General features: G+C 67.3%; 14 protein-coding genes and 1 pseudogene. 8 read left to right on the top strand and 7 right to left on the bottom strand.

Translation table 11 applies throughout. The features are described 5' to 3' along the window. Positions 1 to 123: 123 nt before the first annotated feature. The gene (locus ACZ54P_RS37550; RefSeq protein ID WP_465466366.1) at positions 124 to 531 is read right to left on the bottom strand and encodes a RidA family protein; all 408 of its coding nucleotides are present in this window, start codon (positions 529 to 531) and stop codon (positions 124 to 126) included. 151 nt (positions 532 to 682) lie between these two features. On the opposite strand from ACZ54P_RS37550, the pseudogene ACZ54P_RS37545 reads away from it, so the two are divergent. Together ACZ54P_RS37545 and ACZ54P_RS37540 are read left to right on the top strand one after the other, a co-directional pair. Beyond that, positions 683 to 2,893, top strand: a pseudogene (locus ACZ54P_RS37545) (amino acid adenylation domain-containing protein); the annotation flags it as partial. 16 nt (positions 2,894 to 2,909) lie between these two features. After that, positions 2,910 to 3,719 carry a condensation domain-containing protein gene (locus tag ACZ54P_RS37540; protein WP_465466369.1) on the top strand — a complete coding sequence of 270 codons (810 nt, stop codon included), beginning with the start codon at positions 2,910 to 2,912 and terminating at the stop codon, positions 3,717 to 3,719. 18 nt (positions 3,720 to 3,737) lie between these two features. Here the strand turns inward: ACZ54P_RS37540 and ACZ54P_RS37535 are convergent, their stop codons facing one another. Then, positions 3,738 to 4,943 carry a helix-turn-helix domain-containing protein gene (locus tag ACZ54P_RS37535; protein ID WP_465466368.1) on the bottom strand — a complete coding sequence of 402 codons (1,206 nt, stop codon included), beginning with the start codon at positions 4,941 to 4,943 and terminating at the stop codon, positions 3,738 to 3,740. Positions 4,944 to 5,096: 153 nt separating this feature from the next. Continuing rightward, positions 5,097 to 6,002 (bottom strand): aminoglycoside phosphotransferase family protein, encoded by a 906-nt coding sequence (locus tag ACZ54P_RS37530; RefSeq protein ID WP_465466365.1) that lies wholly within the window; start codon positions 6,000 to 6,002, stop codon positions 5,097 to 5,099. Positions 6,003 to 6,145: 143 nt separating this feature from the next. Between ACZ54P_RS37530 and galE the strand changes: the two genes are divergently transcribed. The 3 genes from galE (at position 6,146) to ACZ54P_RS37515 (ending at position 8,789) form a co-directional block, all read left to right on the top strand. Continuing rightward, positions 6,146 to 7,138, top strand: a complete 993-nt coding sequence (gene galE / locus ACZ54P_RS37525) for a UDP-glucose 4-epimerase GalE (protein WP_465466364.1) — start codon at positions 6,146 to 6,148, stop codon at positions 7,136 to 7,138. 80 nt (positions 7,139 to 7,218) lie between these two features. Continuing rightward, on the top strand, positions 7,219 to 7,995 hold the full coding sequence (locus ACZ54P_RS37520) for a phytanoyl-CoA dioxygenase family protein (protein ID WP_465466363.1): 777 nt from the start codon (positions 7,219 to 7,221) through the stop codon (positions 7,993 to 7,995). Then, positions 7,992 to 8,789 (top strand): LLM class F420-dependent oxidoreductase, encoded by a 798-nt coding sequence (locus ACZ54P_RS37515; RefSeq protein ID WP_465466362.1) that lies wholly within the window; start codon positions 7,992 to 7,994, stop codon positions 8,787 to 8,789. Before ACZ54P_RS37520 ends, ACZ54P_RS37515 begins: the two co-directional genes overlap by 4 nt. Positions 8,790 to 8,886: 97 nt before the next feature. Here the strand turns inward: ACZ54P_RS37515 and ACZ54P_RS37510 are convergent, their stop codons facing one another. Together ACZ54P_RS37510 and ACZ54P_RS37505 are read right to left on the bottom strand one after the other, a co-directional pair. After that, entirely contained in the window at positions 8,887 to 10,080 is a 1,194-nt protein-coding gene (locus tag ACZ54P_RS37510) for an FAD-binding protein (RefSeq protein ID WP_465466361.1), read from the bottom strand. Positions 10,081 to 10,203: 123 nt separating this feature from the next. Then, a complete protein-coding gene (locus ACZ54P_RS37505; protein ID WP_465466360.1) occupies positions 10,204 to 11,226 on the bottom strand; it encodes a polysaccharide deacetylase family protein in 1,023 nt (340 codons plus the stop codon). A 149-nt stretch (positions 11,227 to 11,375) separates the two neighbouring features. Here ACZ54P_RS37505 and ACZ54P_RS37500 point away from each other — a divergent pair, with 149 nt between their 5' ends. Then, positions 11,376 to 12,116 carry a class I SAM-dependent DNA methyltransferase gene (locus tag ACZ54P_RS37500; protein ID WP_465466359.1) on the top strand — a complete coding sequence of 247 codons (741 nt, stop codon included), beginning with the start codon at positions 11,376 to 11,378 and terminating at the stop codon, positions 12,114 to 12,116. A gap of 55 nt (positions 12,117 to 12,171) precedes the next feature. On the opposite strand, the gene ACZ54P_RS37495 is transcribed toward ACZ54P_RS37500, so the two are convergent. Then, positions 12,172 to 13,335 carry a glycosyltransferase family 2 protein gene (locus ACZ54P_RS37495; RefSeq protein WP_465466358.1) on the bottom strand — a complete coding sequence of 388 codons (1,164 nt, stop codon included), beginning with the start codon at positions 13,333 to 13,335 and terminating at the stop codon, positions 12,172 to 12,174. Between the two features lie 159 nt (positions 13,336 to 13,494). Here ACZ54P_RS37495 and ACZ54P_RS37490 point away from each other — a divergent pair, with 159 nt between their 5' ends. Both ACZ54P_RS37490 and ACZ54P_RS37485 read left to right on the top strand, forming a co-directional pair. Continuing rightward, positions 13,495 to 14,607: a hypothetical protein gene (locus ACZ54P_RS37490; protein ID WP_465466357.1), complete on the top strand. Its 1,113-nt coding sequence runs from the start codon at positions 13,495 to 13,497 to the stop codon at positions 14,605 to 14,607. Between the two features lie 114 nt (positions 14,608 to 14,721). Then, positions 14,722 to 15,630 carry an aminoglycoside phosphotransferase family protein gene (locus ACZ54P_RS37485; RefSeq protein ID WP_465466356.1) on the top strand — a complete coding sequence of 303 codons (909 nt, stop codon included), beginning with the start codon at positions 14,722 to 14,724 and terminating at the stop codon, positions 15,628 to 15,630. Here the strand turns inward: ACZ54P_RS37485 and ACZ54P_RS37480 are convergent. Then, positions 15,602 to 16,141, bottom strand: coding sequence for a GNAT family N-acetyltransferase (locus ACZ54P_RS37480; RefSeq protein WP_465466355.1), 540 nt, complete (start codon positions 16,139 to 16,141; stop codon positions 15,602 to 15,604). The genes ACZ54P_RS37485 and ACZ54P_RS37480 overlap by 29 nt on opposite strands. Positions 16,142 to 16,543: the final 402 nt, after the last annotated feature.

The raw sequence follows: 16,543 nt of genomic DNA, 5'->3' as shown, positions 1-16,543 counted from the left end.
AGAGGGGTGGGTTGGTTTGGTTGTGAGTGGCGATTCGGGTTCTAACCCGAATCGCCACTCACGACCACCTGGACCGACGCCCCACCGCCGCGCTCCCCCCAACTCCACTACGACACCTTTGGCTCACCCTCGATTCCGCTCCGGAAGGATCGCGAGGCCGTCGACCTCCATCAGGAGCTCCGGCCGGAACAGCGCCACCACCTGGACGACGGTGCTCGCGGGAGGGCGGGCGATGTCGATGAATTCGTCGCGCACGGCAAGGATCGCCGGGACCTGACTGATGTCGGTGAGGTAGTAGTTGAGCCGGACGATGTCGTCAAAGGTCGCCCCCGCCGCCGCCAGGCATCGGCCCATGTTCTCGAACACCTGCCGGGCTTGTACCGCGGGATCGCCTTCACCGACGATCTCGCCTTCGGGGGAAAACGGCATCTGACCCGCCAGCGCGATCACGCGGCCGGGGCCGGTGACGACGTGGCTGTAGCCGTCGCTGGGGAAAACGCCATCAGGGGCGGAGAAGTGAGTAAGTGCCATGGTCCTTTCCCAGGCCGCAGGATCAGTGGTCGACAATCGGTCACATGTTGCCCCATTGGACTACTTTAAGGCAAGCTTGTGACAACTACTTGGCAACTCAGTTGGGCTTGGCAATCCTGTCGAGCTTGGCGACTCCCACCGAGGGGACACCGTGCTGCCGGATACGACATGGACGAAGGGGCGCCCGAACATCGCCCTGGGCGAAGGCCTGCACCAAGCCGTCGCGCGCGGCGCGCTGCTCCGCCCGGAGGCGATCGCGCTCGTTTCCGTCGGCAGGCGGCTCACCTATGCCGACCTCGACCGCACAGCCGACGCCTGGGGGGCGCTGCTGGCGGAAGCCGGAGTGGGCCGGGGAGACGTGGTCCCGATCGTCCTGCCGAGGGGTCCGGAACTGATCATCGCGCTGCTCGCGGTGCTCAAAACCGGCGCGGCGTATGCCCTCCTCGACCCATCGTGGCCAGAGACCCGGGTCCGCGAAGTGATCGACCTGCTCGGTGCGCGGCTGCTGATCTCGGACACCGCGCACCGTCCCGCGCCCCGAATCTGGTCGCCACCACGGCACCGGGTCGAGCCATCACCCACGTTCCAGCCCGCGGCGGTGGCCGGAACCGATCCCAGCAACGTCTTCTTCACTTCTGGTACGAGTGGCCGGCCGAAAGGCGTGCTGGTCCCCCACCGGGCGACCATGCGACTGTTCCAGCGCAACGGATTCGCCCGCTTCACCGCCGGCACCGTCATGCCGCTGGCGGCGCCGGTGGCTTGGGACGCCTTCTCCCTGGAGCTGTGGTCGGTGCTGTTGAACGGCGGTACGTCACTGATCATCGACGAGCCGTATCTGTCCGCGGATGCCCTGAGGACGGGCGTGGCCGAACACGGGGTCGACTCGGTCTGGCTCACCAGCAGCCTGTTCAACATGATCGTCGACGAGGACCCGGCCGCGTTCTCCGGCGTGAGCCAGGTGATGACCGGCGGGGAACGCCTCTCCCCCCGGCACGTCGGCCGGTTCCTGGGCGAGCACCCGGAGGTAGCCCTGTTCAATGGCTACGGGCCGGTGGAAAGCGTCGTGTTCGCCACCACGCATCGGATCACCGCGCAGGATGCGGCGCGACCGGACGACATCCCCCTCGGCCGTCCCGTTCCCGGCACCGGGGTGCACGTACTCGACGACGGCAGACCTTGCGCGGTCGGTGAGACCGGCGAGATCTGCCTGTCCGGTGACGGGCTCGCGTTGGGCTATCTCGGCGATCCGGCGCTCACGGCCGAGAAGTTCACCGGCGCCGTGATCGACGGAGACGAAGTCCGCGTGTACCGCACCGGCGATCTCGGGGCCTGGGGCGCGGACGGGCTGCTGCGGTTCCGTGGCCGGGCCGACCGCCAGCTCAAGATCCGCGGCCACCGCATCGAGCCCGCCGAGGTCGAACGCCGGATCGAGCGGCTCGGCCCGGTGCGCCAGGCCCGTGTGCTCGCCCGCCGGGACGACGCGGGCACGGCGGTGGATCTGGTGGCGTTCTGCGTTCCCGCCGAACCGGGGGACCCACTCGAAGGCGTGCCGCGGCTGCTCGAGTCCACAATGGCCGCTTATCAACGTCCGGCGGAACTGCGCAGCGTCGACGCGTTTCCGGTCACCGCACAAGGAAAACTCGATGAGCGGGCACTGCTCGCGATGCTCACGGGCCCATCCGCACCCGACGGTTTCCGCCATGAAGATCCCACGGTCCGCCTGGTGGCGGAGACGTTCGCGGCGGTTCTCGACCGAACGTCCGTGCCCGCCGACCGGTCGTTCTTCGCGCTCGGTGGCGACTCACTGGGCGCAGGCCGGGTCTGCGCGCGCTTGGCCGCTCAGTCCGCCTCTCCGGTCCCGGTTTCGCGGCTCTACCGGCACCCGACGGCCGCCGGCCTGGCCGCCTGGCTGGAGTCCACCGGTCCGGAACCGGCGGACGTCCGCCCGGACGCCCTTGAAGTGGCGCTCACCCCGATGCAGGAGGTCTTCCTGACCCGGCACCTGCTCACGCCGGACGACCGGACCGCGAACTGCCTGCTGCTCTGGTCGGTCGAGGGCGACCTCGACCGCGCCGCGCTCCAAGCCGCCGTCGAGGAAGTGCATTGGCGGCACGAGCCGCTCAGCGCGACCTACGCCGCCGACCCTCGGCCCGCCGCCTGGCTGGACGACGTGTCCCCGCCGACACTCGAGGAGCTGGCACCGCAACCGTCACTGGACGCCGGAATCCGGGTGCTACGGGCGAATCTGTCCACGCGCTTGGAACCGGCCAAGAGCGAAGTGTGGCGCACGGCGCTGGTCGAGGCGGGCACCGTGACCCTGTTCGGCTGCGTGGTCCACCACATCGCCTTCGACGGGTTCTCTCAGTCGGTCCTCTCCCGTGACCTGGCCGCCGCTTACAACGGCACGACGATCGATCTCCCCGAGCCGCCCACCCTCGCCGAGGCCCGGTGCCGGTCCGCCTTGTCACGCGACGACATCCTCGCGCAGGAAACCCAGCTGGCGAAGGAATTCGACGGCGTGCCCGATCTTCGCTGGCCGGCCGCCCCCCCGGCGGCCGGGACCGGAGCCGGGCAGGGTGGAAGTCACCCTCTCTCCCGAGGTACTCGCGGGGGTGGACGCCCTCGCGGCCGCGGCGGGCCGGACGAGGTTCGTCGTCCTGCTCGCGCACTGGGCGAGCGCGCTGGCCGAGGTCACCGGGCAACGCGACTTCGCCGTCGGCGTGCCCGTGTCCCAACGCGCCGATCCGGTCTTGGAGCACGCGATCGGCTGTCACATCACCACCGTCCCGCTTCGCTTGCGCGGTGCCGCGCTGGACGGCGATCCGGAGCTGATCGGGCGGATCGTCGCGCGCGCGTTCGCCACGCAGGAGATCCCCTTACGAGACATCCTGAACCGGCTGAACCGGCCGCGATCGGCCCGGCCACCGCTGTTCCAGACGATGTTCGCCCTACAGGACAACCCGATCCCCCGGCTGGAGCTGGCCGGCCTGCGTACCGCATTTCTCCGTCAGCCGTATGTCGACCTGCCGCTGGAGCTGCACACCGAACTCTGGCCGCGGGAAGACGGCGGCCTCCGCGCCGAGATCGCCTACCGGCCGGAGGTGGTTCCCGTCCGGGTCGCCACCTCGCTGGCCCACTGTTTCGTGGACCGCCTACCCGCAGGAGCACGATCTCGAACGCGCCCGTGACCGAGCAGGAGATCCGGTTTATCGATCCGACGTCAGCGATTCGGCGAGTGCCCGCCAGATCTCGGCCGCGAGATCGATGTTGAGGGTCTCCTGTGCCTGCCTGGCCAGTTCCTGCAGCTCACGGCTCCCTGCCTCGACGTCGCCTCGCCGGATCGCGATACGGCCGCGCAGCATGTCCAGCCGTACCCGGTCGCGGAACGCGAGATGCGAACCGTCACCGACCGAGGCGGCCAACTCGGCCGCCTCGTCGAAGCGGCCCGCGGCGAAAGCGAGGTGTGCGCGCAGTGCGCGCAGTTCCTGGTCGTGCTGTACCGAACCGACCAGCGCCACGGCGGCGGCCGCTTCGTCGAGCCACCGTGCCGCGAGTTCGATTTCCGGATCGAGGCCCTGCAGTTCCATCGACGCCGCCGCGAGCCGTAGCCGCAACCACAGGATCACGTCCTGATTGCTGTCGACCCGTTCGAGCGCTTCGGTCATCAACTTCATCGCGCCACCGTCGTCGCCCTGGCGCTTGTACACCGATGCCGCGGTCCACAACGCCTTCGCCCGGACTTCCGGTGGCGCGTCACGAGTGAGGGCCGAAAGCTCGTCGGCGCGGGCCCGGGCTTCCGAGATCAGCCCGGCCTCGGTTTCGGCGGCCACGAGCGTCATGAGCGCGGCCGCCTTGTCCGCGACGGGCAGCCCGCCGTCCTGGCACAACTCGACCGCCGCCAGCGCCGTCGTCCTGGCGTCGTCGTTCCGGCCGAGCACGCGGAACAGGCCGGCGAGCTCCACCCGGGACCGAACCCGCAGTTCGAGTACCGCGAGTTCGTCGCTCAGCTCCACCAGTTCGGCCAGCAGTTCGCCTTGTTCCTCGTGCTCGCCCCGTCGGTTCATCGCCGCCGCCAGCAGCCACAGCGCCTGCCAGCGCAGGGTCAAATTCCCGGTATCGGCCCGCAGCGCTCCCGCGAGCGCTTCGACGTCGTCCACCACACCGTTCGCCGAGACGACGGTGGCGAGTTGCTCGGCGAGCCGGGACTCGGAAGCCTTCTCGAACGCCGACGACGAAACGCCGAGCCGGTCCACCAGATAGTTCAGCACTCGCGGGGTCGGCGGACGACCACCCGACTCCAGCCGGGACAGATAACCGGTCGACAGGCCGTCACTGGCCAGCGCAGCTTGGGTGAGCCCCTTCTCCAGGCGCAAGTCCCGCAAGCGCCTACCGAAATGCGGCTGCTCCAACACCTTGCCCACGCTCCATCAGCGATCGACGTCACGCGAACCCGGTTCGCGACTGCCGACATCTTACCCTGAGGCAACAACGGTGGCAAATCATGGAAACTCCGCCCGGCGAGCCGCTGGCCGTAGTGGCAAGTCGAGTTCTCGCCTGACTCCCCTTCAAGATCCCTTCAATGAGAAATCGTCGAGAACCTGGCGAAGCACGAAACGGGCGTTGGCGGAAATGACCGGGTTCGTCGCCCGGTAGTACGGGAGCTGGACGATCGCCATGCCCAGTGCCCAACCGCGGCCGCGCGACCAGGTAACGGCGTCGACGCCGACCTCGCCACGGAAGACCGCCCGCGCCGGTGGCGTCAGCAGGTTCCAGGCGGGAATGAGGTCACTGGCGGGATCGCCGACTCCGACAGTGCCGAAGTCGAGGACCGCGGCGAGCCCGCAGTCCGCGACCAGCAGATTGCTCGGCATCAGGTCGGAATGAATCCAGCACGGCGGCCCGGGCCAGCCAGGGATGGCGAGCGCGTGCTCCCAGGCCGCTACCGCGGCGCCCAGGTCCAAGGATTCACCGGTGCGGCCGAGCTTCTCGATCGCCGCGCGCACTTCCTGATCGATCTCGGCGAGCGGCCCGCCGCGGTGCGCGACGGGACCGCCAGGGAGATCGACCTCGCGCATCGCGATGACGAAGGCCGCGAGGTCACGCGCGACGCGCTCGGGTCCGGCCAGCTCACCTTCGATCGGCGGCCCGCCCTCGATCCAGCGATACACCGCCCACGACCAGGGGTACTCCCGCGAGGCTTCACCCACCGCGACGGATTCGGGGACGGCGGCCGGCAGCAGGGGCGCGAGCCGTGGGAGCCACCGCAGTTCGCGACGCAGATCCTCGGCGCCCCCTTCGGTGAGAGGCAGCCGGACGCTGAGCCGTTCGCCGAGCCGGTAGATCGCGTTCACCGTGCCACCCGAGGCCAACCGCCGTACCGGCAGCCCCGCCCACTGCGGGAATTGCGTGCGCACCAGCGACCGGACGAGCCCGGCGTCGATGTCCGCCTCGTCGGCATGCATCTTGACCATACGACGAATAAGACCACACCCAGGCTATGTTGCCAAATTTGTCAATCCTCCTTGCCAAGATTACCTGCCTGAGGCAAGCTGGTGCTGTCGGCTTCGTCCACGCCGGCTTTACCTGCGGGATGGGCATGGAGATCTGCGAGACAGTGAAGCCAGCGGCACCCGGAAGCTGGCTGGTGGTCGGCGGCGCCGGATACATCGGCTCTCACGTGATCCGACGATTGCGCGAAGACAGGCACGGTGTCGTGGCGTTGGACGACCTGTCCACCGGCGACGCGGCACGGGTGCCCAGCGACGTGCCACTGGTCATCGGTTCCGTCGCCGATCGCGCCGTCGTGAGCGCGGTGTTGCGTGAGCACCGAGTCGACGGCGTGATACACCTGGCCGCGCGGAAATCGGCGACCGAATCGGTCGCCTACCCGCGGCGCTACTACCGCGACAACGTCGAAGGCATGCGGATGCTTCTCGACGAGATGATCGACACGGGCGTGAACAGATTCCTGCTCTCGTCGAGCGCCGCCGTCTACGGCGTACCGAACAACCCGTTGGTCACCGAGACGACCCCGACGGCCCCGATCAGCCCGTACGGCGAGACAAAGCTGATCTGCGAATGGCTGCTTCGGTCCGCGGGAAGGGCCAACGGGTTGTCATGGGTGGCCCTGCGTTACTTCAACGTGGTCGGCGCCGCTCACCCCTTACTCGCCGACACCAGCAACGACAACCTGTTCCCGCTGGTGTTCCAGGAAGTGACCGCGGGCAGGCCCGCGATGGTCACCGGCATCGACTACCAGACGAAGGACGGCACGGGAGTGCGTGACTACGTGCACATCGCCGATGTCGCCGACGCCCACGCCGCGGCCGTCGAGCGGCTGGAAAGACAGCAGTCCGCGGACATCTACAACGTGGGCACCGGCGTCGGCTACTCCGTGCTGGAGGTGCTCGACGCGATCCGGGCCGTCTCGGGCCTTCCTGTCGAGGTGGCCGCACTTCCACGGAGACCGGGCGACGCACCCGAAATAGTCGCGAACGTGGACAAGATCGCTCACGATCTCGCCTGGAAAGCACGGCACGACCTCAGCGCCATGGTGCGGAGCGCCTGGCAGGCGTGGTCGCGGCTGGACACGGCGAGCGCGCGCTGACCCGTAGCCCTTGTCCATCACCACCGAGGGGAGTTCCGAACACCATGACACCTCACCGACGCCCAGCCTCGGCATCACCCGTGCTGGATGCCACCGAACTCGACCGGTTCCACCGGCTCGGCTACCTGATCTTGCCCGGATTCCTGCCGGCGAAGCTGGTGAACCGGATGCGCTCCGAGGTCGACCGGTGGGTCGACGACGGCTTGCGGGCGAAGTCGATCGCCGCGGCGAAGGATCCGGAAACCCAAGGGTTGCCTCCGGTCGTGGAACTGGAACTGCCTGCCCATGGCGAGCTCATCACCCACCAGCCGCTCATGGAACTGCTCGAAACCTTGCTGGGCACCGAATTTGTGTTTCACCACCTGCACAGTGACCGGCAGGCCCCGGATCTGCCGGGGAAGCCGTGGCACCACGACTACGAGCGGGGTGCGGGAAGCGACCTTTCCCCCCTCATGGTCCACACGTTGCACTATCTCGACGGACTCGCCGAGGACACCGCCTCGCTCGTCGTGCTGCCCGGTTCACATCTCGAAGAGACGAGCAAGACGGCGCGGGCGCATCTGGGCACCGCCGTGCTACCGGGCGAGGTCGTCATCGACCGGCTTCCTCCCGGCTCGACCGTGGTCCTGCACTCGGCGCTTTTCCACGCCCGGCGCACGAACGACGGTCAGTCGGCCAAGCCGCGGTACTTCGTGGACAGCTCCTACTGCCAGACCGGCACCCGGTGGCCGCCGGTGAAGCCGTACTGGCGGCACATCCTGAGCCGGGCGCGCGAACTGGGACTCGGTGGCGACAGGCCGGAACTGTTCGCGGAACGGCACTTCACCGAGTACTCCGCGCACGGCGCGATGTCATGACCGGCCGTCCCGTCCGAATCGGACTACAGTTGCAGCCCCAGCACGCCGGCTACCGGAAGATCCGCGACACCGCGGCGGAAGCCGAAGCGCTCGGTGTCGACATCATCTTCAACTGGGACCATTTCTTCCCATTGTGGGGCGATCCCGACGGCCCGCATTTCGAATGCTGGACCATGCTCGCCGCACTCGCGGAGTCGACCAGCCGGGTGGAGATCGGCCCGATGGTGTCCTGCAACGGTTACCGGAACCCGGAACTGCTCGCCGACATGGCACGTACGGTCGACCACATCAGTGAAGGCAGGCTGATCCTGGGGATCGGCTCGGGCTGGTGCGAGCGGGACTACGTCGAATACGGCTACGAGTTCGGCACCGACGGCATGCGGCTCGCCGACCTGGCGCGGTCGCTCCCCCGCGTCGAAGCCAGGCTAGCCAACCTGAATCCGCCACCGACCAGGAAGATCCCGATGCTGATCGGCGGCGTCGGAGAGAAGAAGACCCTCAGGCTGGTCGCCGAGCACGCCGACATCTGGCACGGCTTTCACGACCCGGATACGCTGGCACACAAGGTGAACGTGCTGGAGAAACACTGCGCCGCGGTGGGGCGCGACCCGCGGGAGATCGAGATCTCCACCGGGGTGTTCGGCACCCCGTCGCACGTCGGGCGGCCGGACGAGCTGGGCCCCCGGTTGCGTCGGCTCGGCGCCTCCTTGTTCACCGTCGGTATCGACGGTCCGGACTACGACCTGGAACCACTGCGAGACTGGATCTCCTGGCGCGACAGCCAGAATGGCTGACTTCACGCACACAAATACCTGATGTCATGACCGAGCCTCTGTCGCGGAGACCTTCGCGACAGAGGCTCGGTCATGACATCAGGCCGACGGGCACGCTTCACACCTGCCCGAAGATGTCGTCCACGAAGGCATTACGGAACTTGCCTTCGGGGTCGTATTTGCGCATCAACTGCGCGAAATCGGCGGATCGCTCGTGGACGGTGGCGATCTCAGAAGGTGCCATCGTGGTCAACTTGCCCCAATGCGGGCGGGCGCCGAGCGGCAACAGCCGCTTCTCCACTTCCGCGAGCACGGGCTCGACGGCGTCGAAGTAGTCGATCCAGGTGAAGTGGAAGGTCACAGTGTCACGGTCATAGGCGGGACTCAGCCACAGGTCGTCCCCGCGTACGGTGCGCACTTCCGCGATGTGCATGACCGGCGCCACGAGATCGCCGATCTCACGGATCGCGGTGAACGCCGCCGGTGCGGCCGCGCGGGGCAGATAGAACTCGGACTGGAGTTCCTCACCCGCCCCCGGGGTCAGTTCCGGCCGGAAGTGCGGCAACCGTTCGTGCCACGGACCGCCCACGTCCAGTTGCTCGGTGCTGAGCTCGACCGGCATGCCGGGCACGGGATGCATGGGCTCTTGTGCCCGCTGACCGCCGTCCCAGCCCGTCTCGGGCCTGCCCAAGCGACGCTTCAGCCAGACGTCACCGGTGTCGCGCCAGTCGGTGAACAAGCTGACACTGTAGGCGGCCCCGAACACCTCGTCCGGCGACGACGCGACCTCGTCCAGCGGAACGAGCAGGTGGACTCGCTGCGCCATGGCGAAAGCGGGCTCGATGTCGAGGGTCACCCTGGTCACGATCCCGAGCGCTCCCAGCGCCACCACCGAACCCGCGAACTCGTCCCCGTCGACAGAGCGGCTCAGCTGGCTCAGATCACCGTCCGGGCCGACGAGCTCCAGTCCGGCGACGGAAGAAGCGAGGCACCGCTGCGTGTCGCCGGAACCGTGCGTGCCGGTCGCACACGCTCCGGCGATCGAGATGTGCGGGAGCGAAGCCAGATTCGCCAGTGCGAAGCCCTGCCGGTGCAGCACGTAGATCAGGTCCGCGTACCGCATGCCGCCGGTCACGGTCACCGTCTGTGCGTCGTGGTCGATCACGACGCGGCGCGGCAACCCGTCCAGCCGCACGAGGTCGTGCTCGGTGCCGGCCACGCGGCTGAACGAGTGCCCGGTGCCGAGCGCGCGAACGCGCGGACAGCGAGCCACGACGCGCCGCAACTCGTCGACCGATTCCGGTCGGTGCATGCGATTCACGTCAAAGGTGACGTTCCCTGCCCAGTTCGTGATCGGGGCGTGTGTCGTTGTCATCTTCCCCCCAACGGTGGCTGGCTGCCGATGCTCGGCTCAACTGACGTGAAGCCGTATAGCTCATTCAGCCGCTGACAGGTCGTCGACGGCGACGAAGCGGAATTCGCGTTCCAGCAAGCCTTCGATCATTTGCGACAACGCGCCCACGGTCTGCGAGCGGTCACCGCCGGAATCGTGCAGGAGCACGACCGAACCGGGCCGGGTCTGGTCGAGGACCAGCCCGGAGATGAAATCGGTGCCCGGCATCGCCCAGTCGTCCGGCGCCACGTCCCACAGCACGGTCGTCAAATTCAATTCACCCAGCCAGCCGACCACCTCGGGAGAACACAAGCCGTAGGGTGGCCGGAACAACGCCGTCTTCGAACCGGACGCCTCGGCGATGGCGTCCCCGGTACGCTCGATCTGCGCGATCAGCTGCGGCCGGGTCAGCTCCGGCAGAAGCGGATGCGACCAGGTGTGGTTGCCGATGGAGTGCCCCTGCTCGGCCATTCTGGCCAGCGATTCCGGATGTGCCTGCGCATAGGTACCGACGCAGAAGAAGGTCGCGGGCACCCCGTAGCGTTCGAGGATGTCGAGAACCAGGTCGGTGTAGGGAGGCTGCGGACCATCGTCGAAGGTCAGCGCGACCTCGCGACGCTCCCGGCTGCCGTGACCGAACCAGCGGCCCTGTGCGGCGAGCCTGCCGGCCGCCGGTTCGCTGGCCGCGTAGCCCGCCGCGAGGTCGTCCTCCAGCCCGGTCTGGGTACCCCGCGCACGTTCCAGCTTGGTCAGCGCTCGCAGGTTCACCCGGGCCACCTGCGCGAGGTCGACGGCCGGCACGGAACCGAACAACGGACGTGCGGGCAACACGGCGGGATCCGCTCGGTGGACCTCGATCCCCGCCGCCATCAGGCGGCCGTCGAGTACACCGTTCGTGCTCTCCACGACCACGACCGGAGTCCGCGGCAACCCGCGCAGGTACGCGATCAGGTCCCGGACCCGCCCTGCGGCGAACCTCTCGGCGGGAAACGCGGGTTTTCCCTGGTCGTCGACGACCTGGACTTCGAAGCCGGTATCACTCCAGCCGATTCCCGAGTACAACATCCGACTCCCCCTCGTCCGGCGAAGACTGGTGGCCCGGCGAGCGAGCCCGGAATTCAGAATCAGCCATATTGCCAATCTTGTCAACATCTCTGACACAAATTTGCCTGTTCGGCTGGCAGCCTGGGGTTCCGCCGCGTTAGAGTACGGCTGTGGACGAATCTGACGGATACTTCGGAGAAGAAGTCGCGGCGACCTATGACCAGTCGTCCGCGAGCATGTTCGAGCCGAGCGCCGTGGACCCGGTGGTCGATCTGCTGGTGGAGCTGGCAGGCGAGGGTTCCGCACTGGAACTGGGGATCGGGACCGGACGCGTCGCGCTTCCACTGACGCGCCGCGGCGTCCCGGTCCACGGCATCGAATTGTCGCGGGCGATGGTGGCCAAGCTACGCGAGAAACCCGGCGGTGAAGCGATTCCGGTGACGATCGGCGACTTCGCGACGACCAAGGTCGACGGAACGTTCTCGGTCGCATACCTGGTCTACAACACGATCAACAACCTGACGACACAGGACGAGCAGGTGGCCTGCTTCCGTACTGTCGCCGAACACCTCGAACCAGGCGGCTGCTTCGTCGTCGAGGTCGGTGTGCCGGAGCTGCGGAAACTCCCGGCCGGCCAGAACGTCGTCCCCTTCCATGTCAGCCCCACGAAATGGGCATTCGACATTTACGACGTGGCGACCCAGGCGATGAGTTCGAACTACGTCGAGGTCGTCGATGGCCGCGGCAGCTATCACACGATCCCGTTCCGCTATGTGTGGCCGTCCGAACTCGATCTGATGGCCCGGCTGGCCGGGCTACGCCTGCGGGACCGGTGGGCGGGGTGGTCACGGGATCCGTTCACCAGTGAAAGCGATCAGCACGTTTCCGTGTGGGAGAAACCCGGCGCCTGACCTGGAACGCGGCCTGCCGGCGATGGTCATGAACCATCGCCGGCATTGCCTTTCGCTAAGCCGTCACGAGTTTACGCGAGACCCGGTTCGCTTCGCGATATACGGCTTCGCGGTATTTTTCGCTCAACTTCGGGATCGGCGCGAGAACGCGGCACTCCTCGAAGGACTGGTCCGCGAAGGGCATCGCGAATCCGACCAAGGGGATGACCTCCAGCTCGGACCGGCAGTCGAACCCTTCGCCGAGCTCGGGATCATCGAGTTCCGCCCGTCCATCCAGTACGGCGCCGACCACCAGGGTGGGGATCCCGTCGATCTTCCCGCGGACGAGCCCGAGCGAACCACCAGGGGCCACGCCTGCCAGCTCCCGCTCGATGTCCGGATAGATCGGATCGATCTCGAGCCAGCCACCGAAGGTCAGCGCCAGTTCCAGATCGAGACGCGGCCACTTGGCGAGGTAGTAGCGGTTGGTGATGGACGCCGAGACGTCCTGGGCCACCTGATCCCGCCGATGCGGAAGATGTATCCCGTACACGTCGTCCGCGAGCACGAGTGGCGTTCCGCTCCGGGAGATCCTCAGTGCCCATTCCTGATCCTCCGGCCCCCAGCTGACGAACCCTTCGTCCAACAGCAGATCGTGACGCCGGACGGTCTCCGCCGGAATGGCCATGAGGCCGGTACGGGCGAAGGCCCACGGGTACCTGGCATAAGCCGAGGCGTATTCCGCGGAGAAACGAGGATCCAGTTTCACCCTGTCCGCCGTCGCCAACTCCTCGAGCACCTTGCGGTAGTGCTCGAACGGCCGCACCTCGACATCGCCGACCTCGGTGGGGACGACCTCCTCGTAGCCGAGCACCTGGCCCATCGCGCAGATGTTGTGACCATGCTGGAAATACCGGTCGCACAGGGTCTGCAGCGCCGTGGGCGCCAGCACCACGTCCGCGTCCAGCAGGCAGATGATCTCGCCCGAGGCCAGTCGAAGACCCAGATTCGTGGCTCTGCTGGTGTTCCAGCCTTCCTCGACCTGCACGGAGAGGACTTTCATCTTTCCGGTGTACTCCCGGCACAACGCGGCGAATTCCGGGTCGTGCTCCAGCACACCCAGTACGACTTCGAACTTCGCACTGTCCAACGTCTGCTCGGCAAGCGACCGCAACACGGGTTTCAAGGTCTGCAGTCGCTGCTTGTACGGGATCACGATACTGAGCACGGGATTATTCACGGCCACTCCTCGCACGACTCGACACGAGCCGAAGCATAGGACGCGTGCTCAGGCCGTGGCAAGTTATTGACAACCCACTGGCAACATTGGGGTAGGATGGGGTGGCTCCGCCCGGAGCCGGCAAAACAGCGTTGAGACGACCTCTAACCGGGAGCAACCGTGACACCTCCTCCGATCCGGCTCTCCGGCGCCGTGATGACGCATCCGAAGCGGATCGACGCGGCGCGCGCCGTGGCCGATGGCCTGCCGGAACTGGGTTTGAAGGTCGTGGTCGACCCCAAACCCGAAGGCCCCCCGGCCGCGTTGCGCGCGGCCCGCCTCGCCTGGGCCGCGGTCGATCCCGACGCCACCCATCACCTGGTCATCCAGGACGACGCGGTGCCGTCCGCGGACTTCACCCGAAGGCTGAACTCCCTGATCGCGGCGCGACCCGACGCCGCGGTCAGCCTGTTCACCGAATGGGGCTCACGCACTTCGCATGTCATCCGGATCGCCGCGATGCTCGGCTACACCATGGCCCCGGTCGTCGACGACTACATTCCGGCCGTGGCACTGGTGCTGCCCGCCGAAGTCGCACGCGGCTTCGAGGAATACGTACAGGCCAAGGTCGACGAGGGCGCCCCGGACGACGTCGCGCTACTGGACTACCTGAGCGACCTCGGCATCCCGACGGTGATCCCAGTGGCCAATCTCGTGGACCACCGGGACGACATCAGCCTCGTCGGCAACAACGTCATGGGAAATCGCTCGGCCGCCTGTCTCCCGCCGTCGGACGCCGTCCCCGACGGTCCCCATTCCCTGCTGACCGCGCCGGCCACCGTTCCGTACTACGACTTCTGGGGTCAGTACTCCGACGCCTGCGTCCCCGATGAATCCTCTGTGGACGGACGAGTGCGGTCTTCGGCGCGGGTCTGGCTGCTCGAACGCGGTGTCACCTACCAGGACATGATGGTCCTGCTCGAGGAAGCACTGGACAGGCACCCGCAACGGGAGTTCCTCGTCGACCGGCTCAGCGAGATATCCCTGTCCGAGATGTGGATCGTCGCGTTCCTGCTCGGAGTGATCACGGCCGAACACGCCCGCGCCGTCGGCAGGACACCGGACTTCACCGGGCCGATGACGAAGGCCGCGCTCGCGACGTTCGGACCGGGTGCCGTGCGCCGCGTCGTACCGGCCCGCTGGCTGCCGACGGTCGGCTCACTGCTCGAACCGCTGATCCTCGACGGCGTGCGCGCCGGCGTGGCGCGGGAGTCGTCCCGCGCGTCTGACTGAGCACGGACTTCGAGCCGCGCGGGTCGTGGCCGCGGAAACCGGCTCGACGGGCGACGGCCCGCGTGGTGTGATCGACTGCGGAAGTCCAGGACCGCGAGACAGATCATCGAGGAGATGTCCGTGACGATCGAGGAGACCGGCGAGAACCCGGTGATCGATGCCCCCTTGGTCAGGCGACTTCTCGCCTCCCAGCTGCCGGATTTGGCGTCACTTCCCTTGAAACGCTTGGAGCCCGCCGGATCGGACAACGTGATCTACCGGCTCGGGGACGCCCTGGCGGTACGCCTGCCACGCGGAGACTGGTCCACTGGGCAACCGCGGAAGGAATTCCAGTGGCTCCCGCGCCTCGCTCCGCGACTGCCCTTGCCCGTTCCGACGCCCGTCGCGCTCGGCTCGCCGGGTGAAGGCTATCCATGGTATTGGTGCGTTTCGCGGTGGTTCGAAGGGGAGACCGCGACCATCGGCGGACTCGCCGACGCGGACAAGACCGCTGTCGAACTGGCGGAGTTCGTGAAGGCCCTCCAGCGAGTGCCGCCGGACGAGACACTCGTTCCCGGGCCGCACAACAGCTTCATCGGTGCCCCGCTGGCCCGTCGTGATCCCTCGACACGCGCCGCGATCGAGGCAGTGGACGGCGTTTTCGACGGCACCGCGCTCACCGAGGTCTGGGATGCGGCCATGGTGGCTCCCCCGTGGAGCCGGCCACCGGTCTGGATCCATGGCGACCTGCACCCCGGCAACCTCTTGACCATCGACGGCAAGCTCAGCGCTGTCCTGGACTTCGGCGGGCTCGGCGTGGGCGATCCGGCGTGCGATCTGCTGATCGCCTGGACCCTCCTGCCGTCGTCGGCCCGGGAGACCTTTCGTGCCACGCTGGACGTCGACGACGCCACCTGGACCCGGGGCCGCGGCTACGCACTGAGTACGGGGTTGAACGCTTACACGGCTTATGCGGCCACGAACCCACGCGTGGCGGAGAACACCCGCCACCAGATCACCGAAACGCTGAAGGATTTCCGATAGTGTGTCCGCCGGGCCGGAGCGCTCTGGACATGTATACGGCATCCTCGCCATAGCCTGCCGCAAGCCCTGCCCCGGGATACGGCCGGTAACCGTTCGCCGACCAGAAACCACTACTACCGGCGACGGACACCAGCGAAATCCGTTCGTAGGACAGCGATGCCGCGCGGAGCGTGAGGTGGCGCACGAGACGCGTGGCCAAGCCCTGGCGGCGAAAGTCCTTGGCGACGACCAGATCGTGCAGGTGCAGGTTCCGCGAGTCCCGGTCGCCCACGCTTTCCGGCCGGCCGAGGTCCGGGCACTCGAACATCGGATACGGCAACGCGATCAAGTACCCCGCCGTCCGGCGTCCGGCATCGAGCACGAAGCAGGTGAGCGGAGACAGCTCGGCGCGTGATCGCAGCGCATCCTCTTCCTCCGAGAGCCCGGAGGCTTGGTAGGCCGTGCTTTCAAGGCCGCAGATGTCCGGCCAGTCCCGCTCTGAGATCTGTCGGATCCGCATGTCGGCAGACATCTGCCCTCGACTTCCTGGAGTTCACGTGAAGCTCGTCGACCGCGCGGTCGGGAGATGTTTTGCTCGTCTACACAGGCCCGAGTGGGGAAGATTCCGGACGTTCGACGTCCGGAATCTTCCCCGCTCACCCACGCCGACCTCTCTCAACTGTCCATAAAGGACGCTACTCGCGACCATGGCGCCCGTTTCAGGTGGTTGCACAGTTTCACTGCGGGTGGCGAGTGCTGAAGAGCATTCTATTGACGGGTAAGGCAAACGTTGTGTGTTCCGCGTGATGTCGGCTCGCGCCGCGGCCCGAGTGACCAGCCTCCCCAAACCCTCACGAGGTGTTGCGACCCCAGAAGACGCCACGTTTGCCCTACCCCTCGAATTGACCCGAATCGCCACTCACGACGACCTGCA

The sequence above is a fragment of the Amycolatopsis sp. NPDC034160 genome, assembly GCF_055575355.1.
This window is presented reverse-complemented; position numbering and strand designations above follow the sequence as displayed.